Source organism: Nocardia sp. XZ_19_231, from assembly GCF_015355705.1.
Taxonomy (GTDB): Bacteria; Actinomycetota; Actinomycetes; order Mycobacteriales; family Mycobacteriaceae; genus Nocardia; species Nocardia salmonicida.
Window position 1 is genome coordinate 1,282,105 of sequence record NZ_JACUZI010000002.1, and the last position, 13,381, is coordinate 1,295,485.

Consider the following 13,381-nt stretch of genomic DNA (forward strand, 5'->3'; position numbering starts at 1 on the left):
CCGAACCGGATCCAGTCCGGCTCGCCTGGGTGAGTATGGAGTTGTCGCCGGTGGGTGTTCCGGCCCATGACCAGGGGTTATTTAATTATCCGCCCGTTGCGGCGAGAAATCCAGAGGTATGGCGGCCGTGATCGGTGTCGGTGCCGCCTGCTTGGATGGTGCCCATGCTGCACGGTCTGTGGTCCCCCGAATCGGGCCTACTGCTGTGGCACGACGCGGAGCCGGTCGCCGTGGGGTCGGTGCTCGGCGACATCTTGGACCGCGCCAGGTTCCGCCACCGTGCCGAGGTGCTCGTCGTCGATGCCGCGGGGCAGTCGGGCACCGCCGAGGTTCGCGCGCACGCGCTCGCGCCACCGACGGCGGCCGTCGTGCTGCGCAGCCGACTCCCACGCGAGAACATCTCGGGCGATCTACGGTTCCTCGCGCACGTCGCGCGCGGCATCGAACGGTGGGTGCGGGCCGGACGGGTGGTGCCCCAGATCGAGCGGGCCGACGGTCAGTGGTGGGTGCGCTGGCGGCTGGTCGGCGGACAACGTCAACGGGCGTGGCTGGCCGAGTTGGCCGCCGCGATGCCGCCGGCGCTGCGGGTCGCCGGTCCACCTGCCGCCGTGCTCGATGATCTGTGCACGCATCTCACCGACCCGATCGCCCGCGAATATCTCACGCACCGCACGATGACCCACCCGCTGCTGGCCGCGCTGATCGCCGACACCCCGTTGGAAGTCGGCTCTTATCGACTGTCCGAAACGCTGACGCAGTGGCGCGAAGGCTATGCCGCCGACGAGCCGGAACTCGTGCTGCGCCTGTGCGAGCCCGACGGCGAATTCGGTACCGCCGACGAATCGGTGGCGCTGTGGCGGCTACAGGTATGCCTGCGCCCGGTAGACGACGCACCCAAACCCATTGTCTTCGACGATGATCCGGTGCTCGTGCGGACAGCGGCGGAGAAACTCGGCCAGGCGCGCAAGGCCTACCCGCGCCTGCGTGACCTGCCCACCGATCCGCGCGGCCTCGACCTGCTGCTCCCCACAGAGGTGGTCGCCGACCTGGTGGCGCACGGGGCGCATGCCCTGCAGGAAGCCGGAATTCGACTACTCCTGCCGCGCGCCTGGAACATCGCCGAACCGAGTATGCGGTTGCGGGTGAGCAGCCCCGCCGCCGCCGAATCCACTGTCGGCCTCAGCGGACTGCTGTCCTACCGCTGGGAATTGGCGCTCGGCGATCTGGTGCTCACCCCGGCCGAGATGCACCGGCTCATCAGCAGTAAATCCGACCTGGTCCAGTTGCGCGGCGAGTGGGTGCAGGCCGACCACCGAGCACTGGCCGCCGCCGCCCGCTATGTCGCGCAGCACGCCGACGACAGCCCGATCACCCTGGCCGACATGATCGGTGAACTGGCCGCCGAACGGGTCGACAATGTCCCGGTCACCGAGGTCACCGCCGACGGGTGGGCGGCCGAATTGTTCGCCAGGGAAAGCGAACCCGAGCCGGTTCCGGTGCCGGTCGGCCTGAAGGCTCAGCTGCGTCCGTACCAGGAGCGAGGGCTGAGCTGGCTGGCCACCATGAGTCGACTGAACTGCGGCGCGATCCTCGCCGACGACATGGGCTTGGGCAAGACCGTGCAGGTGCTCGCGCTGCTGGTCCATGAGCGCGAGGCCGGCCTGGCAGGCGTGCGGCCGATGCCGACGGGCGAGTCGGCTGTCGGACCGACGCTGCTGGTGTGTCCGATGTCGGTGGTCGGCAACTGGCAGCGGGAGACGCAGCGGTTCGCGCCCGACCTGCGCGTGCTAGTGCACCACGGACCCGGACGGCTCACCGGTGCGGAATTCGCTGCGGCGGTAGCTGATTCGGACATGGTGATCACCACCTACGCACTGCTCGCCCGCGACGTCACCCTGCTGAGCGAACAGCAGTGGGAGCGAATCGTGCTCGACGAAGCGCAGCACATCAAGAACGCGGTGACCAGGCAAGCCCGCGCGGCCAGGGCGCTGAAAGCCCGACATCGGCTGGCGCTCACCGGAACTCCGGTGGAGAACCGCCTGGAAGAACTGCGTGCCCTGTTCGACTTCGCCATGCCGAAACTGCTCGGCAGCCCGCAATCATTTCGCGCAAAGTTCGCGGTGCCGATCGAACGCGAGCGCGATCAACAAGCCATCGACAGACTGCGCCTGATCACCGATCCGTTCGTGCTGCGCAGGCTCAAAACCGATCCGACGGTGATCAGCGACCTGCCGGAGAAGCTGGAAATGACAGTGCGGGCCAACCTCACCGTCGAGCAGGCGGCGCTCTATCAAGCCGTTGTCGACGACATGCTGGACAAGCTCAAAGACGCGAAAGGCATGGCGCGCAAGGGTGCTGTGCTCGGCGCGCTCACCAGGCTCAAGCAGGTCTGCAACCACCCCGCGCACTACCTGGGCGACGGGTCGCCGATCCTGCGTCGCGGCGGTCACCGCTCGGGCAAGCTGGCGCTGGTCGAGGACGTGCTCGACGCGGTACTCGCCGATGGCGAGAAAGCCCTGCTCTTCACCCAGTTCCGCGAATTCGGCGACCTGATCCTGCCGTATCTCACCGAACGATTCGGCACCCCGATCCCGTTCCTGCACGGTGGTGTGGCCAAGCAGCGCCGCGACGACATGGTGACCGGCTTCCAACGCGAGAACGGCCCGCCGCTGATGTTGCTCTCGCTCAAGGCGGGCGGCACCGGCCTCAACCTCACCGCCGCCAATCACGTGATCCACCTGGATCGTTGGTGGAATCCGGCCGTCGAGAACCAGGCCACCGACCGCGCGTTCCGGATCGGCCAGCAGCGTGCTGTGCAGGTCCGCAAGCTGGTGTGTGTCGACACCATCGAGGAGCGGATCGACGAAATGATCAACGGGAAGAAGCAATTGGCCGATCTGGCCGTCGGCGCGGGGGAGAACTGGATCACCGAGATGAGCACCGACGAACTGCGCGAGCTGTTCACCCTCGGCGCCGAGGCGGTGGGTGACTGATGGCCGACTTCAGCCAGTTCGGTCCGCGTAAACCGGTCCACGGCGGCGCGCAAGCGCGCGGCGGTTTCGGGCGGACCTGGTGGGGCAAATCGCTGCTCGACGCGGTGGAGAAAGTGGCCGACGCGGGCAGGCTCTCGCGCGGACGCACCTACGCCAGGGTCGGACAGGTGGTGAACTACCGGATCGAACGCGGTGCGGTGACCGCCGAGGTCCAGGGCAGCCAACCCAGCCCCTTCACCTCGGTGCTGTCGATCCGGCCACTGCGCGAAGACGAGGTCGACCTACTGCTCGCCGAGATCAGGGAGGCGCCCGGCATGCTCGCCGAGATCGCCTCGGGCGCGCTCCCACCCGCGCTCGGCCCACACCTGCTGCCGACCACCGCCTCGGAGCTGGACTTCACCTGTAGCTGTCCGGACATGGGCTGGCCGTGCAAGCACGTCGCCGCGGTCTGCTACCTGCTCGCCGAGCGTCTCGACGAACAGCCCAGCGAGATCCTCACCCTGCGCGGACTCGACCTGGACACCCTCATCGGCGGCGTCGAGAGGTCAGCGCGCACCGCCGATTCCGATGACCCGTATGGGGATCAACTGGTCCTGCCCGAGCTGCCCCGCGTGGAATTCCACGCCGTGATCGAAGACCTCGACGCGATCCCGCTGCGTCGCGCGCTGCGGATGTCCACCGAGGACGAGCCGACCGCGGCAACCGGACTACGCGAATTGCGCTCGCTCTATACCGAATTCGACGCCTGAGTCGCGCTGGGTGAGGCAGCGGAACTGCCCCGCCGTTCGAGCCGGAGCGGTTCAGCTCAGCTCGTACTCGAACCAGATGTGGTGTCCGCCTTCGGCATCCACGTACAACGCGCCGGTCCCGGTGATGCCGGTCAATTCCCCGGTGCCGCTACTGGGGACGATGTGGAAGAACTCGTCGGTGCGGTCGGAACCCGCGGTGGTGGCGGAGTGGACGAAGTTGAACGCACCGGCCTTGCCGTTCAGCGCACCCTCGAACGACTCCATCGCGAGGTAGGTGCCGGCGCCGGTGTCCATGTCGAAGGCGGCGGTGAACAGCGTGGCCGAGAGTCCTTCGATCTCACCCGCGAAGGACTTCGTCATAGTCGAGATGCCGACCGGCATCCCGGTGACGATGGGGGGCTGTGGCGTCAGCTCGGTGGGATCGAACGCGGTGACCTCGAAGGTGCCGATGGCTTTCATGCGCCGATGCTAAACCCGCCCACCGACAGAAACGGGCGAGCGTGCGCGGCGATTCAGGCGGTCGGCTCGATCCGATAGAACCGGATGGCATTGCCGCCGAACACTTTCCGCAGGTCGTCGGTGCCGGCACCCGCCTCGCTCAGGCCGGTGGCCACGGTCTCGGCTGCTCCACCGAGGCTGGTGATGGGCTTGTCGACGGGAAAGTTCGACCCCCAGATCAACCGGTCGGCACCGAAGACCGACAGTGCGTGCGCCAGTAGCGGCCGCACCCGCCCGAGCAGCGTCGGCACCGGGGTCGGGGTGCCGCGTGGCGGTACGGGATGGCCGAGCACCGGCATCATCAGCCCGCTCACCTTGGCCACCACGTTCGGCTGCGCGGCCAGATCGGTGAGGTCTTCGCGCCACCGATCGAACACGGCTTCCCGCTGTCGGGCGGTGTGTCCGGTGTTCTTGCCGACTGGTCCGAAGATGCCCGCCGGGGTCCCCAGATGATCGAGCACGATCGGTACCTCGGGAAACCGTTCGGCCAGCGCCGTCACCTCGGGGAGCTGCCCCGAGTACACCCACGCGTCGAACGAGAGCCCCCGCTCGGCGAGCTGCCCGAAGCCGTTCAGGAAGGCGGGGGCGGTGAGTGCGCCGTCGTGCCCGGCGAACGACTTCACGGCGGGATCAGGGTGATGGGCGACCATCGTCCGAATGCCCCGGAACAGTGGCGACGCGGATTGATGCGCATCGAGCACCGCACCGAAGTCCGCGGCGGCGGGGTCGGCCGAGCCGATGATCGTGGCCAAGGCGGGTGTGTCGACACCGAAGGGCAGGCTCGCCACCCAGCGCGTCTCGTCTGGCTTCCAGCCCGTCCATTGCACCTCGATTTCCACGATCGATTCGACCGGCGTATTCCCCCGGTCGGCGCGGTAGTCGGCCGGCAGATAAGGCTGCAGGTAGGCGCTCGGGTCGCCGACGAATTCGCGGTCCCCACGCGGGGCCAGCTTTGCCGCGATATCGACCGGCACGGGCAGATAGCGCATCAGTTTCGCCAGCTTGCTGAACTCGCGTGGCGTGGCATGTGGATCCCACTGGTGAATATGGGCATCGACGATGTCGAAGTCGGTCAGATCCATGCTGTGCGTCCCGTCTTCGCCGCCGGCATTGTTCTCGGCGATTGTCACACGTCAGCGGCGCGAAGCGACGGATTACGCTGCTCACACTGTGCGCCGATACTGCCCTCCCACCGCGAAGAAGGCATCGGTGACCTGCTGCAATGTGCACACCCGCGCCGCCTCCATGAGCACATCGAAAATATTGCCGTCGGTGTGGGCGACCTCGGTCAGCCTGGCCAGCGCGAGATGGGATTGTTCGGCGTGATCGGCTTGGAAACTGTGCAGCCGGTCCAGTTGGGAGCGGCGTTCGGTTTCGGTGCCGCGGGCCAATTCCATCGGTGCGTGCTCGGTGTCGTCGTCGCGGCCGCGGAAAGTGTTCACCCCGACGATCGGCAACGATCCGTCATGTTTGCGCTGTTCGTAGCGCATGGACTCGTCCTGGATGCGACCGCGCTGGTAGCCGGTCTCCATGGCGCCGAGCACCCCGCCGCGTTCGCTGATCCGCTCGAATTCGAGCAGCACCGCCTCCTCGACGAGATCGGTGAGTTCGTCGACGATGAAACTGCCCTGGAGCGGATTCTCGTTGACGGCCAGTCCCCATTCCTTGGCGATGATGAGCTGAATCGCCAATGCGCGGCGCACCGAATCCTCGGTGGGGGTGGTCACCGCCTCGTCGAAAGCATTGGTGTGCAGGCTGTTGCAATTGTCGTAGACCGCGATCAGCGCCTGCAGGGTGGTGCGAATATCGTTGAACTGCATTTCCTGTGCGTGCAGCGAACGACCCGAAGTCTGCACGTGGTACTTGAGTTTCTGGGCGCGTTCGCCCGCGCCGTACCGGTCGCGCATCGCGATCGCCCAGATCCGCCGAGCGACCCGGCCGATCACCGTGTACTCGGGGTCCATGCCATTGGAGAAGAAGAACGACAGATTCGGGGCGAAGTCGTCGATCGCCAGCCCGCGCGCGAGATAGGTCTCCACATAGGTGAATCCGTTGGCGAGGGTGAAGGCGAGTTGGCTGATGGGGTTCGCACCCGCCTCGGCGATGTGATAGCCCGAGATCGAGACCGAATAGAAGTTGCGGACGTCGTTGCGCACGAACCACTCCTGTACATCGGCCATCATGCGCAGACTGAATTCGGTGGAGAACAGGCAGGTGTTCTGGCCCTGATCCTCCTTGAGGATGTCGGCCTGCACGGTGCCACGCACGGTCGACAGCGTGCGTGCCCGGATCTCGGCGGCTTCGCCGGACGTCGGCTCGCGGCCCTCGGCGTCGGAGAAGCGTTGCAGCGCTTGGTCGATGGCGGTGTTGAGGAAGAAGGCGAGGATGGTCGGTGCGGGTCCGTTGATGGTCATCGAGACCGAGGTGGTCGGGGCACCGAGGTCGAAACCGTCGAACAGGGTGCGCATGTCCTCGACGGTGGCCACCGAGACGCCCGAGGTGCCCACCTTGCCGTAGATGTCGGGGCGCTGCGCCGGATCGTGGCCGTAGAGGGTCACCGAGTCGAACGCGGTGGACAGGCGGGTGGCTTCGGCGTGGGCGCTCAGGACCTTGAAGCGACGATTGGTCCGGGCCGGATCGCCCTCGCCCGCGAACATTCGGGCGGGGTCCTCGTTCTCGCGCTTGAATGGGAAAACGCCTGCGGTGAAAGGGAATCGGCCGGGCAGGTTCTCGGCGCGCAGGAAGCGCAGGAGTTCGCCGTCGTCGGTGAAGCGCGGCAGGGCGACGCGGGGAATGCTGGTGCCGGAGAGGGACTCGCGACGCAGGGGTGTGCGCAGTTCGCGGTCGCGGATGCGGACCACCTGTTCGTCACCGCGATAGCTTTCGGCGACCGTCGGCCATTCGGCCAGGGCTTCGGTCGAACTCGGCGAGAGCGTGGGACGGGCCAACGTGAGCAGGTCGGCGACCGCCGCGTCGTCGGGGAGTTCGTCGTGGACCAGCGCCAGCCGTTGAATCCGCTGGGCCGCCGCGACTTCGCGCTGAGTATCGACGTGGTAGCCGCGGACCGTGTCGGCGATGTCGGCCAGGTACCGGACCCGCGACGGGGGGACGAGCTGGGCGAAGCGCGTGGAGACCGAGGTGTCGACGCGGGGCAGCACGCCGGGTTCGAGCGTCAGGCCGTGTTCGGTGAGCAGGCCGGTGAGGTGCTGATACAGCGCGGTGACGCCGTCGTCGTCGAAAGTCGCGGCACTGGTGCCGAAAACGGGCATGTCAGCGGGACTCGCGCCGAATTGCGCACGGTTGCGGATCAATTGGCGCGCCACATCGCGGACCGCGTCGGCCGCGCCACGGCGTTCGTACTTGTTGATCGCGACGACGTCGGCGTAGTCGAGCATGTCGATCTTCTCGAGCTGGGAGGCGGCGCCGAACTCCGGCGTCATCACATACAGCGCCACATCGACGTGGTCGACGATGCCCGCGTCACCCTGGCCGATACCAGGGGTCTCGAGGATGACCAGGTCGTGACCGGCGGCCCGGCAGGCGGCGATCATGGTGTCGATATCGTCGGGCAGTTCGTGATTGCCGCGGGTGGCCAGTGAACGGAAGTACACGTGATCGCCGTCGAGGGCGTTCATCCGGATGCGGTCACCGAGCAGGGCGCCGCCCGCTCGTCTGCGGGTCGGGTCGACCGCGAGGACGGCGATGCGCAGTTTGTCCTGCTGGTCGGTGCGGAGTCGGCGCACCAATTCATCGGTGAGGGAAGACTTTCCGGAGCCGCCGGTGCCGGTGATGCCAAGCACGGGGACGCGCCGTGTGGCGGCCGCCGAAACGATCGCGGCTCGGTCGGCTGCTGACATTGCGCCCTGCTGCAAGCAGGTGATGGTGCGCGCCAGCGCGTTTCGGTCGCCGGTGTAGAGCGCGTCGAGGTCGGGGGCGATGCGCGCGGGGTCGACATCGCAGAGCTGGATCAGCTCGTTGATCATGCCGGGCAGACCGAGGCGCTGGCCGTCCTCGGGGGAGAAGATCCGCACGCCGCTCGCCGCGAGCCGCTCGATCTCCTCGGCGACGATCACCCCGCCGCCGCCGCCGAAGATCCGCACATCATCCGCGCCCGCCTCGCGCAGCGCCTGCGCCAGGTACTCGAAGAACTCGATGTGCCCGCCCTGATACGAGCTGATCGCGACGCCCTGCACGTCCTCCTCGATCACCGCGTCGACGATCTCGCGCACCGACCGGTTGTGTCCGAGATGGATCACCTCGGCGCCCTGGGCCTGCAGAATCCGCCGCATGATGTTGATCGCCGCGTCGTGTCCGTCGAACAGGGCCGCCGAGGTCACGAACCGCACCGGATTCACAGGAACATGCAGGTCCATGACTGCCTCCGCCATGTAGTAGAGCGCCCGATACTAGGACATCAAAGTAATTATAGTGTGAACCGCGTCACTCCGTCGCGAAACGCCCCGCCCGAGGTTCGGCGGAATCGTCGCCGCAGGTCGACATACTCGACGGATGGTTCGCGAGCATCGGGTGGGTGTGGCGTTGGAACGGTTGGTGGCCGCCGGGGTGATCAGTGGGGAGCAGCGGGCAGCGGTGCTGCGGGCGGTCGACGAGCAGGAGCGGACCGTGCGCGCGAGTGGGGGATGGGTGGCTGCCGAGATCGTGGCGTATGTGGGGGCCGGGTTGGTGGCGGCGGGTCTGGGGTTGTTCGTCGACAAGGCGTGGGCGCAGGTGGCGCAGTCGGGGCGGGTGGTGCTGCTGGTGGTCGTGGTCGGGTGCGCGATGTGGGGAGCGGTGGCGTTGGCCGGTGGATGCGTGGGGCTGTACCGGCGGGTGCCGATCGCCTCGGCGGGGCGGGTCAGGTTGGCAGCGGTGCTGCTCGTGCTGGCGGCGGTGGCGATGACCGGAGCCGTGGCGACGGCGTTCGACCGGCACCACGGCGACGAAACGGCGGTCGCGGCCGCGGTCGCGGGACTGCTTGTCGCGACACTGGGGTATCTGCTGGTGCCGAGCGTGCTCGGCATGGTCGCCGTGGCCGGGTTCGGTATCGCGAGCATCCTGAGCGTGACCTCGGAGCTGTTCGATATCCGCTCGCCGTGGCAGGGGCTCGCGCTGATGATGTTCGGCGCGTTGTGGTTCGGCCTCGCATGGGCTCGCCTGCTGGTGGCCGAAGGGGCCGGATACCTACTCGGCGGGGTGATCGCGGTGATCGGGGCGCAGACGCTGACGCTCGGCGAATCGCTGTGGCGGACCGGCCTCACCGCGCTGATCGGGGTGGTCTGCTTCGTGCTGTACGCGATGCGGCGCGACGCCGTGCTGGTGCTCGGCGGGGCCGCGGGGACTGCGATCGCGGTGGTGCAGGTGGTGGCCGACTACACCGCGGGAGGTCCGGTCGCCGCGAGCATGGTGCTGGCGATCGGCGCGCTCGTGCTCATGGTCGGACTGGTCGTGCTGCTCACTCGGCAAGGACCCCTGCGACCGGGGTGAATCAGCGGATCAGGGTGGTTTCCTGGGCACGGATCGTGCGGAAGAAGCGCGGGCCCACGTCGGCGCCGTCGTGGTTGTAACTGTCGATGATCTCGGCGAGTTCGTCGGCGAGTCGGCGCAGGTCCTCGGTGGCGATGATGCGGTCGAATTCGTCGGGTTCCCAGCCCCATGAGGGCGGGATGCCGGTGATGGTGACGACGATCTGGTCGGCGAACGGGGTCGTGACGGCCACGGTGAGCTCGGCGGGAGCCGCGGCGAGGGGGCTGTGGACGGTGACCTCGCCGGGGGCGCCCGCGGCGACGAAAGTGCGGGCGAAGGCGATGTCCTCGCGGACGAATTCGACGATCGACGCGGTGCTCGCGTGCCTGCCCGCACGGTGATGGCGCGAACCGTAGACGCGGTCAGGGGCGGCGCCGGAACCATTGTGGCCCACCGATTTTCGGAGCAAACGCTCGAGCATGCGCTCCGCGGTGGCGCGCTCGCCCGCGCCGGTGTTCTCGTGGTCGATCAGTGCCCGCAGGCGGGTGATCCGCACGAAGTGGTCGCTGCCCATGCCCTGATTGTGCCGCAAATCGGACGCGGTGGAATGCGTCACAGACGGCGCGCCACAGTTTCGGATACGCCGATATCCGACTTTATCGTGACGGGCATGAGTGAAGCGGAAGTGCTGTTCGAGGTGCGTGGCGGGCTCGGTCTGATCACGCTGAACCGGCCGCGCGCGATCAACGCGCTCAACCACTCGATGAGCCTGGCCATCACCGAGAAGCTGCGGGCATGGGTCACCGATCCGGCGATCCGGACCGTCGCGGTCGTCGGCGCGGGCGAGCGTGGCCTGTGTGCCGGCGGCGACATCGTGGCCATCCATCGCGACGCGAAGACGATCAACGACGGCGGCGCGGATGTACCCGCGCCGATCGACACCGCGTCGGCGGCGTTCTGGCGTGACGAGTACCTGCTCAACGACCTGATCGGCAGCTACCCGAAGCCGTACGTGGCGGTGATGGACGGCATCGTGATGGGTGGCGGAGTCGGCTTGTCGGCGCACGGCAGCCACCGCATCGTCACCGAGCGCTCGCAGATCGGCATGCCGGAAGTGGGCATCGGCTTCGTGCCCGACGTCGGCGGCACCTATCTGCTCTCGCACGCCCCCGGCGAGCTGGGCACCCACGTGGCGCTCACCACCGCGCGGATGGGCGCGGGCGACGCGATCGTGGCCGGTTTCGCCGATACGTTCATCGCCTCCGAAGACCTGCCCGCCCTGCTCGACGCGCTGCGCACCACCCCGGCCGACGAGGCGATCGCCCGATTCGCCACGCCCGCACCGGAATCCGAGCTCGACGCCCAGCGCGACTGGATCGATACCTGCTACGCCGCCGACACCGTCGAACAGATCGTCGAGGCGTTGCGCGCGGCAGATTCGCCCGAAGCGACCAAGGCCGTCGATGACCTGCTGTCGAAATCCCCGATCGCGCTGAAAGCGACCCTGCGCGCGCTGCGCGCTGCCCGCGACCTGACACTGGCCGGGGCGCTGAACGCCGAACTGCGGATCACCGTGGCCGCGCTGAGCACCCACGACCTGGTCGAGGGCATCCGCGCGCAGGTGATCGACAAGGACCGCACGCCGCACTGGTCGCCCGCCACTCTCGCCGATGTCACCGATGCCCAGGTCGACGCCTACTTCGCCGCGCTCGGCGAGCGCGAGCTGGGACTGCGGGCCTGATCGCCGGCGGTACGCCGCACCGGGCAGCGACATGGCTCGGTATCGTCAGCATGATCCGTGACCGTTGATTGACAAGAGGGTGGCCGTGACCGAATTCGAGACGATTCTGCTGGAGCGCAAGGGCGGCACCGAGGGGAAGGGCGGGGTCGGCTGGATCACCCTGAACCGGCCCAAGGCGCTCAATGCCCTCAACGCCCAGGTGCTCGACGACGTCATCGCCGCGCTCGACGAACTCGACGGCGACGATTCCATCGGCGCCGTCGTGATCACCGGCTCGGCGAAAGCCTTCGCGGCGGGCGCCGACATCAAGGAGATGGCGCCCAAGTCGTACATGGACATGTTCCTGGCCGACTACTTCGCCCGCTGGGACCGGCTGGCCAACTTCCGCAAGCCCACCATCGCCGCCGTCTCGGGCTACGCGCTCGGCGGCGGCTGTGAGCTGGCGATGCTGTGCGACATCCTGATCGCCGCCGACAACGCCAAGTTCGGTCAGCCCGAGATCACGCTCGGCGTCATCCCCGGCATCGGCGGCTCGCAGCGTCTCACCCGCGCGATCGGCAAGGCCAAGGCGATGGATCTGATCCTGACCGGCCGGATGATCGGCGCCGAGGAAGCCGAGCGTTCCGGGCTCGTCTCGCGGGTGGTGCCGGCCGACGAACTGCTCGACGTCGCGCTCGAGGCCGCGCAGACCATCGCGTCGATGTCGCTGCCGGTCGCGATGATCGCCAAGGAGGCGGTGAACCGCTCGTTCGAGACCACTCTCGCCGAGGGGCTGCTGTTCGAACGTCGAGTGTTCCATTCGCTGTTCGCGACCGAGGATCAGAAGGAAGGCATGGCCGCCTTCGTCGAGAAGCGGCCGCCGAACTTCAGCAACCGCTAGTTCGGTTTCCAGCGCGGCGCACCGTCGATGAAGTGCGCGGTAGTCGGCGCGGTGCCCTCCTCAGGGGACCGCGCCGAGGTGTTTTCGTTGCTGAGCAGGCCGACGACGGTGCCACCGAGGGTGGCCGTCACCGCGACCGCGGCGAGAAGTTTTCGGCGGCTCGCGCGCGGCGCGACGCCGATGATGCCCGCACCTCGTCGCGGCATGCGTAACCGCGCCGAGGGACGGCGGGCACACAGCAGCACCGCACCTCGAGCCGAAACATATTCCGGCTCAGGGTCATACACGATCGGCAGACCGATCAGCCGGCCCAGATCCGCGCGCAGACTCGGGTTGCGGGTGCAGCCACCCAACAGCGCCAGCGCTCCCGGCTGCACCCCCGTCTCCTCGATCAGCAAGCGCACGAACGAGGCCGAATGATGCAGTCCCGCTTCGCATAACGCGGCCAGGTCGCTGCGGGTCAGTACCGTGCGGCCGCCGGTGTCGGCATCGGCGGCGGTGACAATCCTGGTGCGGCTCAACGATTCTCGGTGTTCGCGGCTGGCATGCGCGTCGGCCGAGATGCCACTGCGCGCGAGTTGCCAGCGCAACAGTGCGTCGTAGCCGTTGCCGCTGAGGACGGTGCTGCGTTTGCCCGCGATGATGGTTTCGGTGCGGCAATCGGCGTGGGTGATGGTCAAACCGGAACTGCCCAGGTCGTAGAGCATGACCGAGTCGGCGGCGGGCAGTAGGCCGGTGAAACGCAGATAGCGCAGTTGGGCGAGCGGTTCGTCGACGATCGCGAAGTCGGCCTGGCCCGCGGCCGCTCTGATCGCGTCGGCCTGTAGCTCGCTGCGGCAGGTGACAGCCGTGCCGGAGATGTACTCGTCGCGTTCCGCCGCCGCCGCGCGCATGCGGTGGATCGCGGTGAGCACCGATTCCTCTACCGAGCCCCCTGCCCGGCGTGGCACGTGGATCCGGTCGATGGGCGGCATGTGGGGCTGATCGGAATGGGTCAGCACGGCACGGGCTCCACCCGCGCCCGCCGATACCCCCAGGATCAGCACCATGGGCTACA

General features: G+C 67.8%; 10 protein-coding genes. 5 read left to right on the forward strand and 5 right to left on the reverse strand.

Going from position 1 to position 13,381, the window contains the following annotated elements; all coding sequences use genetic code 11:
• The first annotated feature begins 164 nt into the window (after positions 1–164).
• Both IBJ82_RS13000 and IBJ82_RS13005 read left to right on the forward strand, forming a co-directional pair.
• Positions 165–2,993: a DEAD/DEAH box helicase gene (locus tag IBJ82_RS13000; RefSeq protein ID WP_194826105.1), complete on the forward strand. Its 2,829-nt coding sequence runs from the start codon at positions 165–167 to the stop codon at positions 2,991–2,993.
• Positions 2,993–3,742: an SWIM zinc finger family protein gene (locus IBJ82_RS13005; protein ID WP_194826106.1), complete on the forward strand. Its 750-nt coding sequence runs from the start codon at positions 2,993–2,995 to the stop codon at positions 3,740–3,742. Before IBJ82_RS13000 ends, IBJ82_RS13005 begins: the two co-directional genes overlap by 1 nt.
• Before the next feature lie 51 nt (positions 3,743–3,793).
• Here IBJ82_RS13005 and IBJ82_RS13010 read toward each other — a convergent pair whose 3' ends face one another.
• From IBJ82_RS13010 to icmF, 3 genes are all read right to left on the reverse strand, one after another.
• Complete coding sequence (locus IBJ82_RS13010; RefSeq protein ID WP_194826107.1) at positions 3,794–4,201, reverse strand: DUF3224 domain-containing protein; 408 nt, start codon at positions 4,199–4,201, stop codon at positions 3,794–3,796.
• A 53-nt stretch (positions 4,202–4,254) separates the two neighbouring features.
• A complete protein-coding gene (locus IBJ82_RS13015; protein ID WP_194826108.1) occupies positions 4,255–5,322 on the reverse strand; it encodes an amidohydrolase in 1,068 nt (355 codons plus the stop codon).
• An 81-nt stretch (positions 5,323–5,403) separates the two neighbouring features.
• Positions 5,404–8,613, reverse strand: a complete 3,210-nt coding sequence (gene icmF / locus IBJ82_RS13020) for a fused isobutyryl-CoA mutase/GTPase IcmF (protein WP_228536869.1) — start codon at positions 8,611–8,613, stop codon at positions 5,404–5,406.
• 136 nt (positions 8,614–8,749) lie between these two features.
• Between icmF and IBJ82_RS13025 the strand changes: the two genes are divergently transcribed.
• Positions 8,750–9,724: a DUF2157 domain-containing protein gene (locus IBJ82_RS13025; protein WP_194826110.1), complete on the forward strand. Its 975-nt coding sequence runs from the start codon at positions 8,750–8,752 to the stop codon at positions 9,722–9,724.
• A gap of 1 nt (position 9,725) precedes the next feature.
• On the opposite strand, the gene IBJ82_RS13030 is transcribed toward IBJ82_RS13025, so the two are convergent.
• Positions 9,726–10,277: a hypothetical protein gene (locus IBJ82_RS13030; RefSeq protein ID WP_194826111.1), complete on the reverse strand. Its 552-nt coding sequence runs from the start codon at positions 10,275–10,277 to the stop codon at positions 9,726–9,728.
• A 96-nt stretch (positions 10,278–10,373) separates the two neighbouring features.
• Between IBJ82_RS13030 and IBJ82_RS13035 the strand changes: the two genes are divergently transcribed.
• Both IBJ82_RS13035 and IBJ82_RS13040 read left to right on the forward strand, forming a co-directional pair.
• Entirely contained in the window at positions 10,374–11,444 is a 1,071-nt protein-coding gene (locus IBJ82_RS13035) for an enoyl-CoA hydratase/isomerase family protein (protein ID WP_194826112.1), read from the forward strand.
• Positions 11,445–11,529: 85 nt separating this feature from the next.
• Positions 11,530–12,324 (forward strand): enoyl-CoA hydratase, encoded by a 795-nt coding sequence (locus IBJ82_RS13040; protein WP_194826113.1) that lies wholly within the window; start codon positions 11,530–11,532, stop codon positions 12,322–12,324.
• Here the strand turns inward: IBJ82_RS13040 and IBJ82_RS13045 are convergent.
• Positions 12,321–13,373, reverse strand: coding sequence for a hypothetical protein (locus IBJ82_RS13045; RefSeq protein WP_194826114.1), 1,053 nt, complete (start codon positions 13,371–13,373; stop codon positions 12,321–12,323). The genes IBJ82_RS13040 and IBJ82_RS13045 overlap by 4 nt on opposite strands.
• Between the last annotated feature and the right edge of the window lie 8 nt (positions 13,374–13,381).

What these genes read in the sequence shown, in the direction of transcription:
- IBJ82_RS13000 (WP_194826105.1), top strand. Translation starts at nt 165, where the DNA reads ATGCTGCACGGTCTGTGGTCCCCCGAATCGGGCCTACTGCTGTGGCAC.
- IBJ82_RS13035 (WP_194826112.1), top strand. Translation starts at nt 10,374, where the DNA reads ATGAGTGAAGCGGAAGTGCTGTTCGAGGTGCGTGGCGGGCTCGGTCTG.
- IBJ82_RS13005 (WP_194826106.1), top strand. Translation starts at nt 2,993, where the DNA reads ATGGCCGACTTCAGCCAGTTCGGTCCGCGTAAACCGGTCCACGGCGGC.
- icmF (WP_228536869.1), bottom strand. Translation starts at nt 8,613, where the DNA reads ATGGACCTGCATGTTCCTGTGAATCCGGTGCGGTTCGTGACCTCGGCG.
- IBJ82_RS13015 (WP_194826108.1), bottom strand. Translation starts at nt 5,322, where the DNA reads ATGGATCTGACCGACTTCGACATCGTCGATGCCCATATTCACCAGTGG.
- IBJ82_RS13025 (WP_194826110.1), top strand. Translation starts at nt 8,750, where the DNA reads ATGGTTCGCGAGCATCGGGTGGGTGTGGCGTTGGAACGGTTGGTGGCC.
- IBJ82_RS13010 (WP_194826107.1), bottom strand. Translation starts at nt 4,201, where the DNA reads ATGAAAGCCATCGGCACCTTCGAGGTCACCGCGTTCGATCCCACCGAG.
- IBJ82_RS13030 (WP_194826111.1), bottom strand. Translation starts at nt 10,277, where the DNA reads ATGGGCAGCGACCACTTCGTGCGGATCACCCGCCTGCGGGCACTGATC.
- IBJ82_RS13045 (WP_194826114.1), bottom strand. Translation starts at nt 13,373, where the DNA reads ATGGTGCTGATCCTGGGGGTATCGGCGGGCGCGGGTGGAGCCCGTGCC.